This window comes from Kitasatospora nipponensis, from assembly GCF_039528135.1.
Classification (GTDB): Bacteria; Actinomycetota; Actinomycetes; order Streptomycetales; family Streptomycetaceae; genus Kitasatospora; species Kitasatospora nipponensis.
In genome coordinates this window covers 1-513 of sequence record NZ_BAAALF010001180.1, presented here as the reverse complement: position 1 = coordinate 513, position 513 = coordinate 1, and the positions used below count along the sequence as shown (strand labels likewise).

The window sequence follows — 513 nt, the reverse complement described above, 5'->3', positions numbered from 1 at the left end:
ACTGCTTCCGCCGCTCGCCCGCGGGCAGCTGGAGGAGTTCATCCGGCGCGACTTGGCGGAGTTCTGGCTTCCGGCCACGGGCAAACCCTGGCTCTGGATGCGGGACATCTGGGTGGACCTGGGCCTGCTGGTCCTGGCCCGCGCCACCGTCACGCTGCGCGACGGGCGGCTGATCACGAAGGGCGAGGCCCTGGCGGAACTGCTGGAACTCGGTGCGCCCGCGGACGTGGTCCGTGACATCCGCGACCGCCGCTATGCAGATCCCGAGCCGATCGGCCGTCTGCGACGTGTCCGCCGAGCGATGCGTGCCCGCGCCTTCGTGCGCCGCGGGATCAGGCGCGCTCTGGCGCAGTGACCTGCGCAGCTTCGCGGCTCCGGGCCGCGACCCAGCTCAGGTGAGCCGTGTGCACCTTGCGCCAGAGGCGGTCGCGGTCGGCCCGGCCGAGGTCGGCGAGGGTGAGGCCGAAGACGTCCGCGAGAGCGGTGAACCAGTCGGTGGGCTCCAGGAGTTCG

At 72.3% G+C, this 513-nt stretch carries 1 protein-coding gene and 1 pseudogene; one reads left to right on the top strand and one right to left on the bottom strand.

Translation table 11 applies throughout. The features are described from left to right. A pseudogene (locus tag ABD323_RS45540) lies at positions 1-355 on the top strand (nucleotidyltransferase); the annotation flags it as partial. On the opposite strand, the gene ABD323_RS45535 reads toward ABD323_RS45540, so the two are convergent. Beyond that, positions 333-513 (bottom strand): hypothetical protein (locus ABD323_RS45535; protein WP_344447790.1); only part of this gene is annotated, 181 nt, incomplete at its 5' end. The pseudogene ABD323_RS45540 and the gene ABD323_RS45535 overlap by 23 nt on opposite strands.